Genomic DNA, 20,868 nt, shown 5'->3' with positions numbered 1-20,868 from the left:
ACAGAAGACTATAAAATATAAAATCCCCTTACCTAAAAAGGAAAGGGGGGACATTTATAAGAGCGCATCTTTTTCATATAAGTAATCATACGACAAGTCTATAAACAAATACTGTGCTTGACCAAGCGGGAACGAAAACGTACGGACGGTTTCACCTACTTCAATATCGCTGTACAAGTCCGAAAGAATTCCGCGCTGATTCAAGCTCATTTTCATTACATTTTCTAAAAAGTAAGGACGCCAGCTCCAGTTTTTATGAAGATATTCAGGCTGAAAAATCCATTCTCCTTCTCTTTTTAATCTGTTCCCTGAAAGCTGAAAACCATTTTCATCGCAAACGTACATCCGAAAGCACATTTTATCAAGCTCCTCACACATAAAAGCTAAAAGCTCGTCATATGTTTCGTAATGCTTATGCTTAGATAACACATCTTCGACTTTTCGATGAATTTTATTTGTTAATTCATGAAGAAAACGCAACTTCTTTTTTTCATGATTAATAAACATTTCAAATTGGTTTTTTAATTTTTCTTTTAAAATCCCTTGCTCAACTCGTTTTCTTTCTGGTTTATGTAAGTAAAACCCTTGAAAATACCTTCCTCCATTTCGCCATGCATATTGGAGCTGGAAAGAAGACTCAATATCTTCATAAAGAAGGGTTGCTCCTATCTTATGAGCAAGCATTGAAAGAGAATATAAAACATCGCGGTACGACTGTGGAACAGAGGTTTTTAGAAGCATATGTAGATCAACTTTTAAAATATCTGGCTGAAGTAAACCAATACGGTCTAAGTTACTTCCTTCTTTTCCAATATTATCTACAGCAAGTTTGATACCATATGTACGATAGTATAAAAGTAAATGCTGAAGATGATCAATCTCTCCTTCAAAATTATGTTCCGTAATTTCCATCACAATACGAGAAAGAGAGAGTCCTTTTTCTTCATACGTTCTTAAAATTGAAAGAAGCTCTTCTCCATGATCAAGCATTAGCAAGTTCGGGTTTTGGTTAAAAAACAAAAGATAAGGCTCTTCACTTTCTACGGCATCTTCCAGCGCTTGCACAATAATTGATTTTTGTACTTCATTTCGATATTCTTCTGGAATTGTTTGGTCATAAAAAAAAGACCCTAAGCTTACAACCTCACCATTGTTATCAAAGCGTGCTAATGCTTCATAACCAACAACTCGGTGTTCATCCGCACTAAATATAGCTTGGTAATAAGGGAAAACTTTGTCCATGTTTGTTAGGATGTCAAGTGGATCCATTATGAACACCTCCTTTAGTTTTAATGTTAACAAATAGTATAATATGAGTTTTATATTTGCGCTAGTATATTATCTCACCATTTTTCATTTTTTAAGAAAAAAATGAAAAATAAAAATAAACAATTATCTTCTCTATCCTTATTTAAATATCCTACATCTAAATAAAAAACAAGGTGTGTTAGTAAAATGAAAAAGATAACGAGAAGAACATTTTTAAAAGGAAGCGGTGCTCTTATACCATTTTTAGTAAGTGGTTTTGGATATATGTACATTCGCTATATTGAACCTTTTTACGTGCACACGGTTTTTAAGACCCTAAGCTCAACAACAATCCCTAAGGAACTTAGTGGAAAAAGAATTGTTCAATTTAGCGACATTCACCTTAGTTCAACATATACACTAAAAAAACTTCGTAGACTTGTTGAACAAATAAATTCCCTCTCTCCTGATCTTGTCTTTTTTACAGGTGATTTAATCGATGCTCCGCAGCAATACAAAGAATCTGGAGAAATCCCCCCTATTCTAAAACAAATTAGAGCCCCTCTCGGTAAGTTTGCTGTTTATGGTAATCATGATCACGGAGGGTTTGGAACTAATTTATACGAAGAAATTATGAGGAAAAGCCATTTTCAGCTTTTAAAAAACAGTTCTGTACGAATTGAAGGGAGTGATGAAAAAGCACTAGTAATCTACGGGCTTGACGATGTGATGCTCGGTAAGCCAAACCTTGTTCAAACGCTCCAGAATGCTTCTCAAGACTTTTTCTCTATTGTCCTTGTTCATGAACCAGATATCGCTCCAGAAGTAGCACGCTATCCAATTAACCTCCAATTATCGGGTCATACCCATGGTGGACAAATACAACTGCCTTTTATAGGTCCTATTGTTACTCCTCCATATGGCACTAATTATGTAGAAGGTCTTTATACAGTTCAACATACAGCAATGAAACTTTATGTAAATCGAGGCTTGGGAACAACTCGCCTTCCTTTTCGTCTACTTGCTCCACCAGAACTCACCATCTTTACACTAAATCATATACGTCCATAAAGAACAGGCTCATTATTGTTCATCTTGTCATACACTGCTAAGGACTAGAGTTTATGAGGAGGAATTTCACTATGCAATATTATCCACCACACTACTACCGTAATCAGACAGATGAACGCTTTTTCGGTGCTCCGTTTCTAGGCGGTCTTGCTGGAGGATTGTTAGGTGGATTGACTATTGGCGCAATTGGCGGAGCATATCGACCACCTTTCTATGGACCAGGACCTTTCTATGGACCACCTGCTCCGTATTATGGAGGCTTTTACGGAGGTTATCCTTACTATCGTTAACTAACTTGTTGTTTTAAGATAAAAAGCCCCCAAACTTCTGTTTGGCGGCTTTTTTAGCTATTCCTCGTCTTCTCCTACACTATAGGCAAGCTGAAATAAGGTTTGCTGGCTATCTACAATTGGTTCATCTTCAGCTCTTTTTACATAATGGTACGTTCCATCTGATGATTGTTCACGCGCTTTTACATTATCACTCATCATAATTTGCATCCATTGGGTGATACGCTGTTTCAAATATCCACTGAAAATTGGAAACATAATTTCAACACGTTTTTCCATATTTCTCGTCATTAAATCCGCAGAAGATAAGAAAAACTTTTTCTCTCCGTTATGGTGAAAATAATAAATGCGTGTATGCTCCAAGAAACGCCCCACAATACTTCTCACTGTAATGTTTTCGCTTACGCCTTTAATACCAGGGCGGAGGCAACAAGTCCCTCGTACAATTAAATCTACTTTTACACCTGCATTTGAAGCTTCATAAAACTTCATAATAAGCACTTTATCTGTTAAAGAGTTCATTTTAGCAATAATATGCCCATTTTTGAACTGATGGTGATAACGAATTTCTTCTTCAATTAAATGAATAAAATCTTTACGAATGTCAAATGGAGCAACGGAAAGATGATTATAATTCGGTTTTTCAGTATAACCGCTTAGATAGTTAAAAAAGTTAGTCGCATCAATCCCAATGCGATGGTTCGATGTAATAAGACCTGCATCTGTATACATTTTAGCTGTAGCATCATTATAATTGCCTGTACCAAGGTGGACAAACCGTTCAATGCGATGATTTTTTTTACGTACAACAAGCGTAATTTTACTATGTGTTTTAAGATATGTCATACCGTAAATTACATGACAGCCTGCCTTTTCGAGTTCCTTTGCCCATTGCACATTATTTTCTTCATCAAATCGAGCTTTGAGCTCTACAAGTACTGTAACCTGTTTGCCTTTTTCAGCTGCTCTCTTCAACGCTTTAATAATTGGCGAGCCGCCGCTGACACGATACAGTGTTTGCTTAATTGCCAATACATCGTCATCATCTGCTGCATCGTTCACAAAATCGACTACAGGTTCAAATGATTCGTATGGATGATGAAGTAAAATATCACGTTCTAATGCTTTTTCAAAAATATTTTCATTATAATACAAATCACGAGGAGGTTGAGGAATGAGTGCTTCATAAATTAAATGATCATGCGTCATTGATAAAGTTTTATAAAAGGAGAATAAAAATGTTAAATCAAGCGGTGCATTAATGCTATAAACATCTTTATTGTGGACTTCAAGTTCTTTTTTTAAGTAATTTAAAACATGGTGATCATACTGTTCCCCTTTAACTTCTAATCGAACAGCAGCTCCCCACTTTCGTTTCCGCAGCTCTTTTTCAATTTCCCGTAGAAGATCTCTTGCTCCCTCTTCATGGATAGTCATATCGGCATTACGGGTAATTCGAAATTGTGTAACACTCTTAACTGTAAAACCTGTAAAAAGCTTGTGAATATAAAAAGATATAACATCTTCTAAAAAAATAAATAATCGCTTATGTTCAGATTGTGTAGGAAGTTCAATAAAACGATCTAGCACACTCGGAACTTGAACTAATGCAAGTTTTCCTGTTGGAAGAACCATTTCTTCATCCTCTGCTTCTCCTTGCTCTAATACAATAGCTAGATTTAGCGTTTTATTTAGAAGCATTGGAAAAGGTCTATAAGCATCAACAGCCATAGGAGTTAAAACAGGAAAAATTTGCTCATCAAAATGATTTTCTAAAAAAGCTCTCTGTTCTTTTGTTGCTTGATCCATTGAAATAAAGCTTATTCCTTCTTCTTCTAGTAATGGAATGAGCGTATTATATGTTTCAGACTGGATACTTACTAGTGAATGATTCTTCTCAGCAATTTTTGAAAGCTGCTTTTTAGGCGTGAGTCCTGCTTTATTTTCTGGTTTGTTGAAACCTGCTTTCACTTGATCTTTCAATCCTGCTACTCGAACCATAAAAAACTCATCAAGGTTAGAGCTAAAGATAGCAAGAAATTTCAAAGATTCTAAAAGAGGATTATATGTATCCATCGCTTCTTCTAATACCCGTTCGTTAAAAGCGAGCCAACTTAACTCACGGTTGTTGTAATACTCAGGATTCCCTAATCCTTCTACCTTGTTATTTGCGCTTAATAGTTCCACAGTTTTTTACCACCCTTACTATTTCTCTATCTCTTTGTATAAGGAGCGTAGAAAGAATTATCATCTTATTTCAAATTACCACTTAATTGTTAAGTTAATGTAAATTTTCTGTTAACATTCTTTAAAATTCAAAGGATAATTCCTTTTTTGTCACATAATGTTAACTGAACGTATTTCTTTTAGCGCATATAACAATAAATTTCAATAAGGGCTTTAGGCCTGCAATCTCCTTTTACAATTGCCAAAAAAGCCCCTTTATCCAAAGAGGCTTTTTTAACATATTTAAACTTCTATTTTGTTTACAAACTCAAGCTTTAAATTTTTTTTAATTACTTTCTCTAAATGCTTTTTTTGTTTTTCTGCCTGATATTCTTCCGCTCGATAATCATCCCTACAGCTTATATGAAGCTCAACTGTATTGTTGTTGTCTTCTTTTACTTTTATCTCTTCAACAATATTTCGTTTTGTTGCATTTAAGCTATAAGAGAATTTAAGAAGAGCTCCTAAAAAGCGAAGTTTTCTTTGCTCGTCCTTTGTAAACCAGCGTCCATAAGGCTCCATATATTGTCTAAAAACACCCTTGCCTTTATACGATGAAACAAAAGCAAGTTTCAACCGATCTCGGTGACGTATCCCCTCGATCGTTCTATTAGCTATAATGTTAAATGTATGCTGGCTGCTTGATTCAGAATCAATATATTGACCAAAGTGGAATAAGTAAGCGCCACGCTTAAGCAGCAGCCAATCTTCTTCTTCCCATGATAGTTGAAGCACTTCTTTTAAAGAGTCTAACATGCTCATTGCAATCGTGAGCACCTGCTTAGCATGATCTGTATCAATTTCAAAGTCATAAATAAGGGCTTGGAAACTTTCACGGGCAACATGCGGAAACGATTCAATATTAAGAGGTCTCATAATTTCATCAAAAAATACCCCTTCACGCAGCCCTTTTCTACTCAACATAAATAAAGGAGCGTCTGAATATTCACAAATTTGTCTAAATACCTCAATTGCTGGAAGAATAGTATCTGCTCGATCTTTTGAAAGACCGTCCATTCCTTGTAACTGTTCATAGGAAAGTGGACAAATCTTTTGGCTAACATACGTAATATCCTCAGGCTTCATTTCATACTGGTGAAGTCCTCCTAATGGATAACTTATAAAGCTTTGATGAAGCTGTGCAGCATTTCTTGCACTTCCCCCAATAGCTATTATCGGAAGTCCTCGAGAACGGAGCCATGGAATTTCTTCAAGCTGACTATAGAGATAATTTTTCATCTCTTCGTACTCAGCAACAGTTGGAACATCTCCTTGAACAAAATTTAACTTTAAGGAAAGAGCTCCAAACGGAAAACTATGAAACTCAACGAGCTTTCGATTTTGGAAATACGTAACTTCTGTACTTCCTCCTCCAATATCAATTGTAATACCTTCTGTAATTTCAGTTGAATTAATAACAGCTAAAAATCCATAGTATGCTTCCTCAAATTCCGTAATTACATTCATATGAAAGTCCGTTTCAAGCGCAACTCTCTTTTTTATTTCTTCAACATTCTTTGCTTGGCGAACAGTTGCTGTTGCTACACATTTTACATGGTTTAACTCATGATGTTTTGTAATTGATTCAAAGCTCTGCAATGTATTTAACAAAACAGAAATGCCCTCTTCTGTTAACACGTTTTCTTTATTGAGATAATTTCGTAACCGAGCTACTATTTTTATATTTTCAATTTCTTTAAATCTTAAGCCTTGATTGTGCTCATAAATGACTAATCTCATTGTGTTTGATCCAATATCAATCATTCCATATTTTGTTTTCAACGTTTCTTCTACACCCTTTACCATTTGTTTTCTTTATCTTCCCTCGCTAAATCGTTCAATTGAAAAGAAACTTCCAAATATGGAAGTTTCTTTTTTATTTATGTCCATTTTAGCTGAAGTTTTCAGAGGAGACAACTATATTATCCTTTACCAGCTTGGAAACCTGGATAAAGTGTCATGCCTCCATCTACGTGCACAGTTACTCCTGTTACATACTTCGCTTCTTCTGAAGCAAGAAAAGCGGCAATTGAGGCTACTTCTTCTGATTCTGCTACATATCCCATTGGAATAAGCTCAAGTACTCCTTTTTTCGCTTCTGGATCTGAGAATTTCTCAGCATTGATTGGCGTATTAATAGCTCCTGGACCAATAGCATTTACACGAATTCCTTTTGGTGCATATTCAAGTGCCAGCGTTTCCGTCATCATACGAATTCCGCCTTTGCTTGATGCATAATGCACAAAATGTGGCCAAGGAATTGTATCATGAACGCTTGACATATTAATAACAGTTCCTTTTTTATCGTTTTTAACCATATAATCAATAGCATTGCGAGAGCACATAAATGTTCCAGTTAAGTTTACTGAAATAACTTTGTTCCAATCTTCAAGCGACATCTCATGTGATGCAATTTCTTTTTGCACCCCAGCATTGTTCATCATAACGTCGAGTGTTCCAAATTCAGATATTGCCGTATCGATCAGCTTTTTCACATCTTCTTCTTTAGAAATATCTGCTACAACACCTGTTGCTTCTCCGCCTGCTTTTTTGACTTCTTCTACAACTTCTGCTAAAACCTTTTCATCATTTGGTCCATTTACAACCACTTTCATTCCTTCTTGTCCAAAACGAATAGCAATAGCTCGTCCAAGACCTGAACTACTTCCTGTTACAACGGCTACTTTTCCTTTTAAGTCATTGTACATCATGATGTCCTCCTTCTATTTCGTAAATCCTAGCATAACTCCGCCAACGATAATTAAAATGGAACCAATAATAACAAATACCATTTGCGTTTTAGTTTTTTTCTCACCAAGGAAGAATATTCCTCCTAAGGTAGAAATAATAATTCCTGTTTGCGATAAAGAGAAACTTGTTGCTACACCAACAAGTGGAATAGACAATAGTAATGCAAGGTTTCCCGTACTCCACCATATTCCTGTGAAAATATTTCGCAATGTGTACTTATTATAGGGTTTATGTTTAAGAGACATAATGAAAGCTCCTACAACCATTCCTATTGACTGAGGTAGGATAGCTGTCCACCCGTCAATTTCAAACCACCGGATAATAACAACATATGCGACATATCCCACTGTTGAAAGAAGGAGAATAAGCAGGCCTTTTGTGAAATTAGACTTCCCGTTTCCTTCACCACCATTTTCTGATTTATCATAGGAATTACAAATGGCTCCAATGATAATCGCAACGAGGGCAATGATCCCTATTGTTAACTTTTTCCCTGTATCCCATTCCCCAAAAACAAGTACACCAAACAATGATGTTCCAACAAGCTGCATTCCTGTTGAAAGTGGAACTGTTTTAGATACACCGAGATATTCAATTGAACGGAACTGATTCATCTGTCCAATCGACCAAAAAACTCCTGAAATAAAGCCAATAATAAAAATAAGCGATGTAAATTCTGGAGTAGTGAAAAAATAAACGACAATAGAAAATAAAAGGGCGCCTATTGTTGTCCCGAGGACCTGACTATAAGGTCCTCCTCCTAACTTTTCACTTAGGAAAACAAGGCTTCCCCACGTAATAGCAGGTATAAGAGCAACAAGAATATCCAACATAAGTTCACCTTCTTTTCTTAAGGTTTTAAAAATCAAGATGAAATTATTATGTGAAGTGTGCTAACCTTTTATGTACAATGTTGCAAAATTAACAAGAACGGCTATAATAGAGGAAAATGTTTAAAGGACAAGGAGTGAAAATATGTCTGCTCATGAACAAAAGACATTTTCAACATTGCAGCTTGCACAGGCTCTCTTTACTGTAAATCGCCATGCGAAAACAGCTACAGATCCTAAATATCTTTACATGCTAAAAAAACTTGGCTTGAAGAAGCTAATCTCTGAAAAGAAAGCCAAAAAAGAAGGCCTTCATTTTTCTCCCAACCCTAAAAATAGTCAACAGCGTTCAGATTTACTTGTTTCAGTTGCTGACTATTACTTTCATCTTCCTCCTCAGAAAGAAGACTTTGCTACCCTGCCACATCTAGGCTTACTAGATCAACAGTATCGAAATCCACCTACTAAAATGTCGCTATCTCATGCTAAAAAAATTCTTGTAGCCTATACAGGATATGAAGAAGAAAAAAAACAGGACGAGCGCTCTCCTTACAAGAAAAAATATCAAAAGCCCATATTCAAACCGCTCGGGAAATAAAACAAATGAAAGCTTGTTCAAAAAACAAGCTTTCATTTGTTTTTATCTATTGTTAAATTTGCTGAAAGATTGGTGAGGCGCTGAAGATCGAGAAATTGTACAATCCTATCTTCTACTATGCCTATGCTTTTTGTTAGCGTATCTTCTCTTTTTCCGAATGACGGCATCTCCACAATATCTTCCTGTCTTATCTCCAATAAACCAACTACTTCATCTACTGTAAAGATAAGAGAATGCTGCTCTTGTTGAGTAAATAAAACAGGGTTTGCCCCTTCTCGTTTTTCAACAAGTCCAAGTAACTCTTTTCCACTATAAAATTTTAGCTCTTTTTCTCGTTCTGCTATAAGCTCTTTCTTATCTTTAATTTTACAAATAGACGACAAAGGAACTGCCATATGAAAATTTTCTATTTTAAATTCCAACCAGTTATGTGTCATTAATTCTCCTCTTTTCCTTCTTCTCACTATCTCACGTATCGGCGCTTTAAAAGCTTTATGAATAGAAAAAGAAAAAACCTCTTAATTCACAGAAAACTTTGGATATAGTTCAAACGGTAGACGAATAAGCAAAAATTTCTTATACTAACTAAAGCTTATTACGAAAGTAAGGTGTTGATTTCAATGAAAGGCTCAATCGTTGTTTTTAATAAACAGAACGAGATGAGAGTTATTGAAGATATAGAAGAAACTTTGTTGGAGGACATTTGTCGTCAAAAAAAACAAGAGCATTGTCTTGTTCAATTAGCTAATGGAAAAGTTGATTTAGGATATATTTCAAATGCCTTTTTCCGTGAAGGAGAAATTCATACAGATTAATAAAAAGAGCTGTAGTCCATTGACTACAGCTCTTTCTTCTAGCGAAACCATCCTTTACGACGGAACCAGGTTGTTAATACAATAGCGATAACCGCCATAACTCCCAGTAAAATGAAATAGTTGTATTTCCCCTTGAGTTCAGGCATAAAAGTAAAGTTCATTCCATACAGTCCTGCCAAAAAGCTAAGAGGCATGAAGATAGTTGTAATGACGGTCAACGTCATCATAATGCTGTTCATTCGGTCTGAATTCATAGAAATATAGTTATCTCGTATATCGGAGGTGAAATCTCGGTTCACTTCAACAAGCTCCGTTAATTTGAGAAGGTGATCTGCAATATCTTGGAAATAAAGATGTTGTTCTTCTACATCCTTTATATGCTGAGTGCTAACAATCTTATATATTAACTCACGCATAGGAAAAATAGTTCGACGAATTTTCGTTAGCTGTCTTCTTAGTTCAAATACTTCATCAAGGATAGAGCTGCGGCTCTCTTCATCATCACTTCCCTCAATTTCATTGAGACGGTCTTCAATACGATAAAGAGGCGGGAAGTAATCATCTACAATTTGGTCAATAATATCATGTACAATTTCTGTTGCTCCTCTTTGCAGCCTTTCATTTTTTCTTAATTTTGCCCACGTATTATTTATAGCTCGCACGCTTTTCTTATGGAATGTAACAACATAATTTTTGCCAAGAAAAAAGTTAATTTCCTCTGCCTGTAAACTTTTTTGCTGAAGATAATGAACTGTGAGGAACGTGTAATTGTCATAGGAGTCCATTTTTGGGCGCTGTACATGCTCTACGCAGTCCTCAATTGATAAAGGATGGAACCGAAACTTTTTGGAAAGAAGCTTAATTTCCTCATCTGATGGTTGATCAAAGTCAACCCAGTACCATGAGATACTCGCTCTTCCTGTATCGCGAAGTGGGAGATTTTCTTTAAGCTCCCCTTCTTTCGTTATTCCATATACTCTTATCATAAAATGTCACGTCTTTCTTTTTTATGTATTCTAGTTTACATACCCAGTTAGGACTTTTTTAAAACTCTTTTCTCTTTCTATCGTTTTTATATGGTACTCTATGTATAATATTATTTCTATAAAAATGGAGGACATCGAAGTGGAGCATCTTATCAATACTAGTGTACAAAATATAAAAATTTCAGGCATTCGCCAGTTTTTCAACATGGTTGCTCACTATGAGGACGTTATCTCATTTACAATTGGGCAACCTGATTTCCCAACACCGTTACATGTTAAAGAAGCAGCTAAAAAAGCCATTGATGACAATGTAACATCCTATACACATAATGCAGGGTTTATAGAACTTCGAGAAGCGGCTTCGAGCTTTGTTCGTTCACGCTACAATCTACAGTACAGAGCAGAAGATGAAGTGCTTGTAACAGTTGGAGCAAGTCAAGCTATTGACATTGCTTTCCGTACCATTTTAAGTGCTGGAGATGAAGTCATTTTGCCTGCTCCTGTTTATCCAGGATATGAACCTGTTATCTCCCTTTGTGGTGCTCATCCTGTTCATGTTAATACAACAGAAACAGACTTTAAGCTCACTGCAGAGCTACTTAAAAAGCATATTACACCAAACACAAAAGCTATTATTTTACCTTATCCATCAAATCCTACAGGTGTGACTCTTTCGCTTGAAGAATTACAAGACATTGCAACTCTTTTAGAAAAGCACGATATCTTTGTGATTTCAGATGAAATTTACAGCGAACTTACTTTTTATGGCGATCATGTTTCAATCGCTTCTATTCCTTCAATGAGAGAAAAAACGATTGTTATAAATGGAGTTTCTAAATCACATTCAATGACAGGATGGCGCATTGGCTTTTTATTTGCTCCTGCTCAGATTACAAAACATATGATCAAAGTGCTACAATACAGCGTTTCATGCGCTTCTTCTGTTTCTCAAAAGGGTGCACTTGCTGCCTTAACAGAGGGAAAAGATGATGCACTGCCAATGAAGAAGGAGTACAAAAAACGGATGGAATACGCTTATGAAAGACTTGTTAAGATGGGCTTTACCGTTACAAAACCAAGCGGAGCATTTTATATTTTTCCATCTATTAAGCCTTTTCATCATGATTCACACGAGTTCGCTTTAAATCTTGTCAAAGAGGCTGGTGTTGCGCTCACACCAGGTACGGCCTTTTCAGATTATGGACAAGGATATGTACGCCTTTCTTATGCTTGTTCAATGGAACAGTTAAAAGAAGGACTAGATAGGATGGAACGTTACTTAAAATAAAAAGAAATCCTCCCTCAACCGGGAGGATTTCTTTTTATAATCCGCCTTTATATACTCCTGCATTTTTTGAAGCATTTTGCTTTTTCATATCTTCTTTATGCTTATGATTTGCTTTGGCACTTCCCATTTCACGGCTAAACTCAGTATCCGTTTTTGATGAGTCAAAACCTTTTTTATTTTTTTGATCTGCATCATGTTTCTTTGTGCGTTTTGCCATTGTCCTCAACTCCTTCACCACTTATTGTGGAGGAAAGCTGAGCTCTTTATCCTTGTTTATTCATACCATTTATAAAGGACTTGAGTACCTTTATTTTCAAATCCTTGCTGTGCTAACTTTTCATACATTTCTTTCGCCATCTCAACTCCAGGCATTTTAAAATTCATCTTTTCCGCTTCATCAAGCGCGATTTTCAGATCTTTAATAAAATGTTTCACAAAAAAACCTGGCTCAAAGTCACCATTTATAATGCGAGGAGCTAAGTTACTTAATGACCAGCTTCCAGCTGCTCCTGCTGAAATCGATTTTAATACATTTTCCTGATCTAATCCTGCTTTTTTAGCGTATGCAACTGCCTCACAGATACCGAGCATATTAGAAGCAATAGCAATTTGATTGCACATTTTAGTATGCTGTCCTGCACCTGCTTGTCCTTGTAAAAGAACATTTTCCCCTAGCGCTTTCAGCATTGGAGAACATGTGTCAAAAACATCCTCATCTCCACCAACCATAATTGTTAATGTAGCATTTCGAGCACCGACGTCTCCTCCTGATACAGGTGCATCAAGCGTATAAAGCCCTTTTTCTTTTGCACTTCTATAAATTTTTTGTGCTAAAGAAGGCGTTGAAGTTGTAAAATCAATGAGATATGTTCCAGCTTTAGCATTGTTTAATAAGCCTTGCTCACTAAAATATACTTCTTCTACATCACTTGGATAGCCAACCATTGTCATTACAACATCGCACGTTTCTGCTATTTCTTTTATAGAGCACCATACGGCTCCTTCATCAATTAATGACTGCGCCTTTTCCTTCGTTCTTGTATACACAAAAAGTCCATGACCTTGATGTTGAAGATGGGAAGCCATGCTTTTTCCCATTACTCCTGTTCCAATAAATCCAACCTTATATACTTTACTCATTTTCCTCACCTCAAGTATTTTTTCTTTATCGAACACATACTAAAAACAAACTGTTTGACTTTTTGCTTGCTCCCCTTTACAATCTTTAACTTAGTTAACATTATAATTTGGAGGTTTCTTAATGGAACAAAACTTTTTTGAAGTTGTTGAAGCTCGTACATCAATTAGACATTACGATGCTTCACATAAAATATCAGAACAAGAACTAAAGGACATTTTAACCGCAACAGCAAAATCTCCATCTGCATGGAATCTTCAACATTGGCATTTCATGGTATTCACAAGTGATGAAGCAAAACAGCGCCTTTTACCAATTGCTTATAATCAGAACCAAGTAACAGAGGCTTCAGCCGTTGTTGCTGTTTTAGGTGATTTAGAAGCAAACAAAAATGTAGATGATGTATATAATCCGCTTGTAAATAGAGAAGCAATGACAGCGGAAGTAAAAGACATTTTAGCAGGTCAAATTAACCGTGCTTATGAAAACGATGTTTTCGCTCGCGATGCAGCATTTACAAATGCTTCTTTAGCCGCTATGACTCTTATGCATGCCTCAAAAGCAAAAGGATATGATACATGTGCAATGGGCGGCTTCAATGCAAAAAACTTCGTGGAAGAATTTAAAGTGAGCGATAGATACCTACCTGTTATGCTCATTTCAATCGGAAAAGCAGCAAAAGAAGCTCATCAAAGCGAACGCTTTGACCTTGACCGTTTAACAACGTGGTTATAATGAAAAACAGTTGGACATTAGTCCAACTGTTTTTAAATGGACTTCACTGACCCACCATCGACTAAAAATGAACTTCCCGTCATATATGTATTGGCATCAGAGCTTAAAAACAAAACAACATTTGCAAATTCTCTAGGTTCTCCATAGCGGCCAAGCGGGATGCCAGCCTTTGCTTCCTGCGCTACTTGTTCGATACTTTTCCCTTGTTTTTCAGCTCTTACTTCATCAAGATGCTCAACGCGAGCTGTTGCGATTCTACCTGGTGCTACCGTGTTTACTAAAATGTTGTACGGAGCAAATTCTCCTGCAATTGTTTTAGTTAATCCTACAACCCCCGTGCGGAAGATGTTTGATAGAAGAAGCCCCTCAATCGGTTCCTTAATAGAAGAAGAAGCGATGTTAATGATCTTTCCTCCATTTTCTTTTAGAAGCGGGAAGAAAGCTCTAATTGACCTCACATAACTAAGAAGATTGAGTTCAAAGGCATTGTAAAAATCTTCATCAGTTAGTTCATTAAGCGTACCAGCTTTCGGTCCTCCGCTGCTATTAATTAAAATGTCTAGTGAACCAAACTCCGCTTTCACTCGTTCTAAAAGAGCTTCAATATCTTCAGGTTTCGTAATATCTGTTTTCTGATATAAAACACGTGACTCCCCTTTTTTTGTTAGCTCCTTACACATTTGCGCTAGCTTGTCTTCTGAACGACTTGCAATAATAACATTTGTTCCCTCTTTCACAAATCCTTCAACAATAGCTTCTCCAAGCCCTTGGCTTCCTGCAAGAACAACTGCATTTTTCCCCTTAAGTTGTAAATCCACTTTTCAACTTCCTTTCTCTTTACACATTGTCTACTTCAAATTACCATAGAAGAAAGAAATGAGCAAAATATTTTTATTATTCAATCTTTTTTAAAAGGAGAATGAGAGAATGGAATATAAAAAACAGTTGCTTATGTTTCATAATAATAAGTTTGTAGAAGCAAAAATTCGCAGCTATAATGCAGATGATATCAATGCGTTAATAGCTGTCCAAAAATGTGCCTTTCCTTCACCTTTTCCACCTGATCTTCTTTGGTCTAAACAACAGCTTACAGAACATATTAAGCATTTTAAAACAGGATGTTTATGTGTCGAAGTTGACGGGGAAATTGTCGGCTCCATCACGTCACTTATTATCAAATATGATGAACATCAAAAAGAACACACGTGGGACAAAGTGACTGACCAAGGCTATATCCGTAATCACAATGAGCATGGCGATACTCTTTATGTTGTAGACATATGTGTTGCTCCTTCGTTTAGGAAGCTACAGCTTGGCAAATGGCTCGTTCATTCACTTTATGAAGTTGCTGTACATTATAATTTAAAAAGATTGCTTGGTGGAGCTCGCATGCCTCACTATTCAAAATATAAACACCTTTATTCACCTGAAATATACATTGAGAAAATCATGAAAGGAGAAATAATCGATCCTGTTGTAACCTTTTTATTAAAAAGTGGACGTACTCCCCTCACCGTTGTTCCCAACTACTTAGAAGACGAACAGTCTTGTCATTACGCTCTTTTAATGGAATGGAAAAACCCACTATACAAAAAAGACGCTCCATCTGAAGCGTCATCTTAGTAGATTAAATCCCACATATCATCTTTTCGAGAATAAATAAGCTTCGCTTTATAACTGCTTTCTTGCTTATAAAAAGATAAATCTTGCAAAAGTTCATCTATACTGAAAAAAGAACCTACAGTATAAAGCGGGATTTGCAAATCCTTGCGTGACCTTGTCATACTTTTAAAGTCGATTAACAGGCCGTCATGTGTTAAGGTTAGAATCGTATGTGCCAAGACGGGCGGCAGCGGTGGATAATCTAAATGTTTACGAAAAAGCGGAAGGCGTTTTTTTATTAGCATTGATGTCTTTAGTGGTACAATATGACTAATCATATGCTGAATATGGGCTACCTGCTTACAGTAAACTTTATTTAACCAGCCGTCCTCTTCTGTTAAATAAACATATTCATTATTAAGCTTACGGAAAAACGGAGAAGATAATGGTTTCTTATAATGTCCTAAATAGAGCAATGCTGCCTTTTCTTCTGGTTCTAGGGAATCAAGCAAGCTTGTATCATCAATATCAATCCAGCAAAATTCACTGTATGTCCTGATCGGTTCTTTAACAAGCTCTGTGATCTGTTCCTTTTCAACATAATTCATAAACGTTCCCATATGGAAATCGCTATCTTCGTAATTATGTTTCAACAGAAGAAGATTTGACAGCTCTGTTGGAAGGGATGCAAGGAATTCCCTAAATTCAATGCCGTGCGTTAAGAAACACTTATCGTTTACGTTTCCGTTGATATAAACAAGCTCTTTTATATCATCTGGATGCGCCAATAGTAGATACCTGCCTTTTACATATATTAATTACTGAAGAGGAAAAGTGGTTATTGAACTTTCCTTATTATGGTACACCGTTACTACTTTAGTTTATTTTATATAAACGACATCGATAAACGATTCATTATACTGTAAATTATTATATCGTTTCTTTCTTAATAAAGAAATGATAAATTAAAATTCTTAACCTATAAGTTAACGCATTCATCCCAATATAAGCCTACATACAAAGTCTCATGTTTATACAATAAATACAGTCTACAGAAGACATTGTAAAGGAAGGAGTAAAAATGGATTTTAGACATTTACATTATTTTACAACAGTTGCTAAGCAACAAAGTTTTACAAAGGCTGCTCACAAACTCCATGTGTCTCAGCCATCTTTAAGTAAAATGGTTAAAGCTCTTGAAGATGAACTTGGAGTAACGTTAATCGACCGCTCTGGCAAACAAATTCAACTTACAGATGCGGGAATGATTGTATACAAAGAAGCAACAACCATTTTGCATTCATTATATGATTTATCTAATTCTCTTTATGATCTCATGAATTTAAAAAAAGGAAAAATAAAAATAGGGATTCCTCCTATTGTGGGAACGCTCTTCTTTCCAACTATTATTAAGTCATTTCGAGATGCTTATCCTGATATCGTAATTGAAATGATTGAATTTGGTGGAGCTAAAGTAACGAAAATGGTTGAAGTTGGGGAAGTTGACGTTGGAGTTATAGTGCTTCCGATTGAAGAAAACATCTTTGATATTACAAAACTAGGTGGAGAGCCTATGAAAGTCGTTATACATGAAGAGCATCCGCTTTCAGATCAGGAATCGCTCAGCTTGCTTGATTTAAAAGATGATTCATTTATTATTTTTCATGAAGACTTTGCTATGCATGACATTATTTATAAAGAATGTATCAAACATGGCTTTGCACCTAATGTGGCCTATAAAAGTTCACAGTGGGATTTTATTGCTGAAATGGTTGCTGCAAATTTAGGGGTCGCTCTTTTTCCAACTTCCATTTGCCGAAAACTTTATCAACCCTCTCTAAAAATTAAAGAACTAAAAAATTATATTCCTTGGCAACTTGCTGTTATTACGAGAAAAAATCGTTATATTTCCTTTGCTACTAAGACATTTATTAAACATACCGTTGAGGCATTTCAAACGGGTCATAACTAAAACGAATACAAACTATAACATTTATATATTTTACGGATAAGCAAAATCGGGCTAAACTTAAGTTGTAACATTCCTCACACTCCGTAAATAATACGGCAATTTGCGTTAACCCTGTTACGTAAAACATGAAAAGTTTTCTCTTCTCCCAATTGGAGTCGTCTTCCTCATAGGCGGCTCTCTTATTTATTTTGGAAGATTTTTGTAACTTATGTAATTTTTGAAACCTGGAGGTGCTTAAAGATGAAATGGATAATTATGATTTTACAAATTGGTTTATTAACAGGCATCTATATGATTGGAACCTTTATATCTGATTTCTTCCACCTCCCAGTACCAGGTAGTATTGTTGGTTTAGTTCTACTTTTTATTTTATTACAGCTCAAAGTTGTTAAATTAAGCTGGGTAGAACTTGGTGGGAGCTTCTTGCTTGCAGAATTGCTGCTTTTTTTCGTTCCCGCTGTTGTTGGACTTGTTGACTATGGAGAGATGATGAAAACTTACGGCCTGAAAATTATTATTGTGGTTTCTATTAGCACATTGATTGTGATGTTTATCACAGGAGTTGTAGCGGAATATATTTCAAAAAGAAAGGAGCGCTCAATATGAGTGGATTAATTATTGCTTCAGCCATTGTTGGAACGCTTGCTGCTTATATGCTTTCCAAGGTTCTCTACAAGCGCTTTAAGACAATCATTTTTTCACCGATTGTTCTAGCTCCAGTTATTTTAATCGGAACGCTAGTTATCGGTGATATCCCGTATACTTCATATAAAGAAGGTGCAGATTCTATTAGCTATTTACTTGGTCCAGCAACCGTTGCTTTCGCTGTACCAATTTACAAAAATCTTCATTTACTAAAAAAACACGGTGTCGAAATTATTTTAAGTGTTGCAAGCGGAACGATGATTGCGATGTTCTCTTCCCTTTTGTTAGCCTTTTTGTTCCACTTTGATCACTTATTAACAAATAGTCTTGTCCCTCGTTCAATTACAATTCCGATTGCTGTTAATGTTTCACAAACCCTTGGGGGAGACCCAAGCTTAACTATCCTTTTTGTCATTATTACAGGTATTGTTGGTGCCTATGCAGGACCTAAACTTATTAAGCTGTTAACTCTCCGTTCTTCTGTAGCAAGAGGACTTTTACTTGGCGTATCAGCCCATGGAACAGGAACAGCTCGTGCATTTGAGTTTGGAACTCTTGAAGGAACGTTTTCTAGTCTTGCTATGATTATGACAGCCCTTCTAACTCTCCTTATTTCAACTGCACTTCTTCCATTCCTTTTATAAAAAAAGAACCGATCGAATCGATCGGTTCTTTTTTATTTCTCAATATGGAAGTTTTCTGTTACATATGAGATAACTTCTTCAGTTGTGCTCATTTGTAGAATTGTTTCCATGTGACCTTCTAATTCTTGTTTAGAAAGTTTTGAGATTTGTGAACGTGCTTTTAAGATAGAAGTGGCGCTCATTGAGAATTCATCAAGACCTAATCCTAAAAGGATTGGAATTGCAATTTCATCTCCTGCCATTTCACCGCACATTCCTACCCATTTACCTTCTTTATGTGCTGCTAGGATTACCATATGCACAAGACGAAGGATTGCTGGGTTGTATGGCTGGTAAAGATATGACACGCGCTCATTCATACGGTCAGCTGCTAGTGTATACTGAATTAAGTCATTTGTACCAACTGAGAAGAAATCAACTTCTTTAGCAAATACATCTGCCATAACAGCTGAAGATGGAATTTCAACCATCATCCCAATTTCGATACCTTCAGCAATTTCTACTCCTTTAGCCTGAAGCGCTTCTTTCTCTTCAAGAAGAATAGCTTTAGCTTGACGGAATTCATCTACTGTTGCAATCATCGGGAACATAATCTTTAAGTTTCCGTAAATGCTTGCGCGAAGCAGTGCACGAAGTTGAGTACGGAAAATATCTTGCTCTTCTAAGCAAAGACGGATAGCTCTGAATCCTAAGAATGGATTCATTTCTTTTGGTAAGCTTAAGTATGGAAGTTCTTTATCTCCACCGATATCAAGCGTACGAACAACAACAGATTTACCTTTCATACGCTCAAGAACTTTCTTGTACGCATCAAACTGTTCTTCCTCTGTTGGAAGCTGGTCACGTCCCATATATAGGAACTCTGTACGATAAAGCCCAACAGCTTCTCCACCGTTTTCAAGAACGCCTGTTACATCATCAGGTGTTCCAATGTTTGCTGCAAGCTCAACGTGATGACCATCTTTTGAAACAGTTGGCTCATTTACAAGCTTTGCCCACTCAGCTTTTTTCTTTTCGAAATCAGCTTTCTTTGCTTCGTATTCAGCAATTACTTCTTGTGATGGATCTACAATTACTTTTCCATCTAAGCCATCTACGATTACAACGACATCATTTTCGATATCTGCTGTTACTGTTTTAGCTCCAACAACAGCTGGAATCTCCATTGAACGAGCCATGATAGCTGAATGAGAAGTACGACCACCAATATCTGTTGTAAACCCTAGTACATATTGACGGTTTAGCTGTGCTGTATCTGAAGGTGTTAAATCTTCTCCAATGATGATAACTTCTTCTGAAATCATACTAGGATTTGTAATTGTTACTCCTAAAAGATGAGCAAGCACACGCTTTGTTACGTCACGGATGTCTGCTGCACGTTCTTTCATATATTCGTTGTCCATAGACTCAAACATACTAACGAACATATTAGCCGTTTCCGTAAGCGCAAACTCAGCATTAACGCTTTCATTTTTCACTTTATCTTTAATTGGATTAATAAGTTCTGGATCACTAAGAACTAAAAGATGAGCTGCAAAGATATCTGCTTTATCTTCTCCAAGCTCTTTTCTAGCATGTTCTTTAATTCCTTCAAGTTCTTCTTTAGAAATTTGTAGCGCTTTCTCAAAACGCGCAGTTTCTTCTTCTACATTTGAAATCTTCTTCTGTTCAACATTCAACTCTGGTTCTTCGAGACGAAAAGCTTTGGCAATGGCAATGCCGCTTGACGCGGCAATGCCTGTAATTTCTTTAGCCATTATTCTGCTAAACCTTCTTTTTTCATTGTTTCTTCTAAAGCAGAAAGAGCTTCAGCTTCGTCAGAACCGTTTGTTACGATTTTGATTTCTGCTCCTTGTCCAATTCCAAGAGACATAACGCCCATGATTGACTTAAGGTTTACGCTTTTTCCGTTGTACTCTAAGTTAATGTCTGCCTCGAATTTGCTTGCTGTTTGAACTAGAGTTGTTGCTGGACGTGCATGAATTCCTGAATCACTCGTTACTGTAAATGTTTTTTCTGCCATTTTAAT

General features: G+C 36.3%; 23 protein-coding genes. 10 read left to right on the top strand and 13 right to left on the bottom strand.

Annotation, left to right across the window (positions count from 1 at the left end; all coding sequences use genetic code 11):
* Positions 1–54: 54 nt before the first annotated feature.
* Complete coding sequence (locus BM012_RS05185) at positions 55–1,272, bottom strand: EAL domain-containing protein (RefSeq protein WP_026009604.1); 1,218 nt, start codon at positions 1,270–1,272, stop codon at positions 55–57.
* Between the two features lie 183 nt (positions 1,273–1,455).
* Between BM012_RS05185 and BM012_RS05180 the strand changes: the two genes are divergently transcribed.
* Complete coding sequence (locus tag BM012_RS05180; protein ID WP_061803530.1) at positions 1,456–2,319, top strand: metallophosphoesterase; 864 nt, start codon at positions 1,456–1,458, stop codon at positions 2,317–2,319.
* 71 nt (positions 2,320–2,390) lie between these two features.
* The gene (locus BM012_RS05175; protein ID WP_061803529.1) at positions 2,391–2,609 is read left to right on the top strand and encodes a hypothetical protein; all 219 of its coding nucleotides are present in this window, start codon (positions 2,391–2,393) and stop codon (positions 2,607–2,609) included.
* Between the two features lie 57 nt (positions 2,610–2,666).
* Here the strand turns inward: BM012_RS05175 and BM012_RS05170 are convergent, their stop codons facing one another.
* From BM012_RS05170 to BM012_RS05155, 4 genes are all read right to left on the bottom strand, one after another.
* Positions 2,667–4,796: an RNA degradosome polyphosphate kinase gene (locus BM012_RS05170; RefSeq protein ID WP_061803528.1), complete on the bottom strand. Its 2,130-nt coding sequence runs from the start codon at positions 4,794–4,796 to the stop codon at positions 2,667–2,669.
* Between the two features lie 282 nt (positions 4,797–5,078).
* Complete coding sequence (locus BM012_RS05165) at positions 5,079–6,641, bottom strand: Ppx/GppA family phosphatase (protein ID WP_061803527.1); 1,563 nt, start codon at positions 6,639–6,641, stop codon at positions 5,079–5,081.
* Positions 6,642–6,757: 116 nt separating this feature from the next.
* Complete coding sequence (locus BM012_RS05160) at positions 6,758–7,543, bottom strand: glucose-1-dehydrogenase (RefSeq protein ID WP_061803526.1); 786 nt, start codon at positions 7,541–7,543, stop codon at positions 6,758–6,760.
* A gap of 15 nt (positions 7,544–7,558) precedes the next feature.
* Positions 7,559–8,416: a GRP family sugar transporter gene (locus tag BM012_RS05155; protein ID WP_061803830.1), complete on the bottom strand. Its 858-nt coding sequence runs from the start codon at positions 8,414–8,416 to the stop codon at positions 7,559–7,561.
* Between the two features lie 145 nt (positions 8,417–8,561).
* Between BM012_RS05155 and BM012_RS05150 the strand changes: the two genes are divergently transcribed.
* Complete coding sequence (locus BM012_RS05150; protein WP_061803525.1) at positions 8,562–9,014, top strand: YkyB family protein; 453 nt, start codon at positions 8,562–8,564, stop codon at positions 9,012–9,014.
* A gap of 32 nt (positions 9,015–9,046) precedes the next feature.
* Here BM012_RS05150 and BM012_RS05145 read toward each other — a convergent pair whose 3' ends face one another.
* Positions 9,047–9,451 carry a chemotaxis protein CheW gene (locus tag BM012_RS05145; RefSeq protein ID WP_061803524.1) on the bottom strand — a complete coding sequence of 135 codons (405 nt, stop codon included), beginning with the start codon at positions 9,449–9,451 and terminating at the stop codon, positions 9,047–9,049.
* A gap of 183 nt (positions 9,452–9,634) precedes the next feature.
* On the opposite strand from BM012_RS05145, the gene BM012_RS05140 reads away from it, so the two are divergent.
* Positions 9,635–9,829, top strand: coding sequence for a hypothetical protein (locus BM012_RS05140; RefSeq protein ID WP_061803523.1), 195 nt, complete (start codon positions 9,635–9,637; stop codon positions 9,827–9,829).
* A gap of 38 nt (positions 9,830–9,867) precedes the next feature.
* Here the strand turns inward: BM012_RS05140 and corA are convergent, their stop codons facing one another.
* Positions 9,868–10,815 carry a magnesium/cobalt transporter CorA gene (gene corA, locus BM012_RS05135; RefSeq protein WP_061803522.1) on the bottom strand — a complete coding sequence of 316 codons (948 nt, stop codon included), beginning with the start codon at positions 10,813–10,815 and terminating at the stop codon, positions 9,868–9,870.
* A gap of 139 nt (positions 10,816–10,954) precedes the next feature.
* Between corA and BM012_RS05130 the strand changes: the two genes are divergently transcribed.
* Positions 10,955–12,103 (top strand): aminotransferase A, encoded by a 1,149-nt coding sequence (locus BM012_RS05130; protein ID WP_061803521.1) that lies wholly within the window; start codon positions 10,955–10,957, stop codon positions 12,101–12,103.
* 34 nt (positions 12,104–12,137) lie between these two features.
* On the opposite strand, the gene BM012_RS05125 is transcribed toward BM012_RS05130, so the two are convergent.
* Together BM012_RS05125 and BM012_RS05120 are read right to left on the bottom strand one after the other, a co-directional pair.
* On the bottom strand, positions 12,138–12,320 hold the full coding sequence (locus BM012_RS05125; RefSeq protein ID WP_061803520.1) for a hypothetical protein: 183 nt from the start codon (positions 12,318–12,320) through the stop codon (positions 12,138–12,140).
* A gap of 56 nt (positions 12,321–12,376) precedes the next feature.
* Positions 12,377–13,243 (bottom strand): NAD(P)-dependent oxidoreductase, encoded by an 867-nt coding sequence (locus tag BM012_RS05120; protein ID WP_061803519.1) that lies wholly within the window; start codon positions 13,241–13,243, stop codon positions 12,377–12,379.
* Positions 13,244–13,364: 121 nt separating this feature from the next.
* Here BM012_RS05120 and BM012_RS05115 point away from each other — a divergent pair, with 121 nt between their 5' ends.
* Positions 13,365–13,976, top strand: coding sequence for a nitroreductase family protein (locus BM012_RS05115; RefSeq protein ID WP_061803518.1), 612 nt, complete (start codon positions 13,365–13,367; stop codon positions 13,974–13,976).
* A 32-nt stretch (positions 13,977–14,008) separates the two neighbouring features.
* Here the strand turns inward: BM012_RS05115 and BM012_RS05110 are convergent, their stop codons facing one another.
* A complete protein-coding gene (locus BM012_RS05110; protein ID WP_061803517.1) occupies positions 14,009–14,794 on the bottom strand; it encodes an SDR family oxidoreductase in 786 nt (261 codons plus the stop codon).
* Positions 14,795–14,903: 109 nt separating this feature from the next.
* Here BM012_RS05110 and BM012_RS05105 point away from each other — a divergent pair, with 109 nt between their 5' ends.
* Positions 14,904–15,599 carry a GNAT family N-acetyltransferase gene (locus BM012_RS05105; RefSeq protein ID WP_061803516.1) on the top strand — a complete coding sequence of 232 codons (696 nt, stop codon included), beginning with the start codon at positions 14,904–14,906 and terminating at the stop codon, positions 15,597–15,599.
* On the opposite strand, the gene BM012_RS05100 is transcribed toward BM012_RS05105, so the two are convergent.
* Complete coding sequence (locus BM012_RS05100) at positions 15,596–16,366, bottom strand: hypothetical protein (protein WP_019392958.1); 771 nt, start codon at positions 16,364–16,366, stop codon at positions 15,596–15,598. The two genes, BM012_RS05105 and BM012_RS05100, sit on opposite strands and share 4 nt — an antisense overlap.
* A gap of 293 nt (positions 16,367–16,659) precedes the next feature.
* On the opposite strand from BM012_RS05100, the gene BM012_RS05095 reads away from it, so the two are divergent.
* From BM012_RS05095 to BM012_RS05085, 3 genes are all read left to right on the top strand, one after another.
* Positions 16,660–17,550 (top strand): LysR family transcriptional regulator, encoded by an 891-nt coding sequence (locus BM012_RS05095; RefSeq protein ID WP_061803515.1) that lies wholly within the window; start codon positions 16,660–16,662, stop codon positions 17,548–17,550.
* Between the two features lie 240 nt (positions 17,551–17,790).
* A complete protein-coding gene (locus BM012_RS05090) occupies positions 17,791–18,156 on the top strand; it encodes a CidA/LrgA family protein (protein ID WP_019392956.1) in 366 nt (121 codons plus the stop codon).
* Positions 18,153–18,839: an LrgB family protein gene (locus BM012_RS05085; protein ID WP_061803514.1), complete on the top strand. Its 687-nt coding sequence runs from the start codon at positions 18,153–18,155 to the stop codon at positions 18,837–18,839. The genes BM012_RS05090 and BM012_RS05085 overlap by 4 nt, the downstream gene beginning before the upstream one ends.
* A gap of 32 nt (positions 18,840–18,871) precedes the next feature.
* On the opposite strand, the gene ptsP is transcribed toward BM012_RS05085, so the two are convergent.
* Both ptsP and BM012_RS05075 read right to left on the bottom strand, forming a co-directional pair.
* Positions 18,872–20,596: a phosphoenolpyruvate--protein phosphotransferase gene (ptsP, locus tag BM012_RS05080; protein WP_061803513.1), complete on the bottom strand. Its 1,725-nt coding sequence runs from the start codon at positions 20,594–20,596 to the stop codon at positions 18,872–18,874.
* The gene (locus BM012_RS05075; RefSeq protein WP_019392953.1) at positions 20,596–20,862 is read right to left on the bottom strand and encodes a phosphocarrier protein HPr; all 267 of its coding nucleotides are present in this window, start codon (positions 20,860–20,862) and stop codon (positions 20,596–20,598) included. The genes ptsP and BM012_RS05075 overlap by 1 nt, the downstream gene beginning before the upstream one ends.
* Between the last annotated feature and the right edge of the window lie 6 nt (positions 20,863–20,868).

Origin of the sequence: Priestia endophytica DSM 13796 (genome assembly GCF_900115845.1) — a bacterium.
In the GTDB taxonomy this organism is placed as follows: Bacteria; Bacillota; Bacilli; order Bacillales; family Bacillaceae_H; genus Bacillus_I; species Bacillus_I endophytica.
This window is presented reverse-complemented; position numbering and strand designations above follow the sequence as displayed.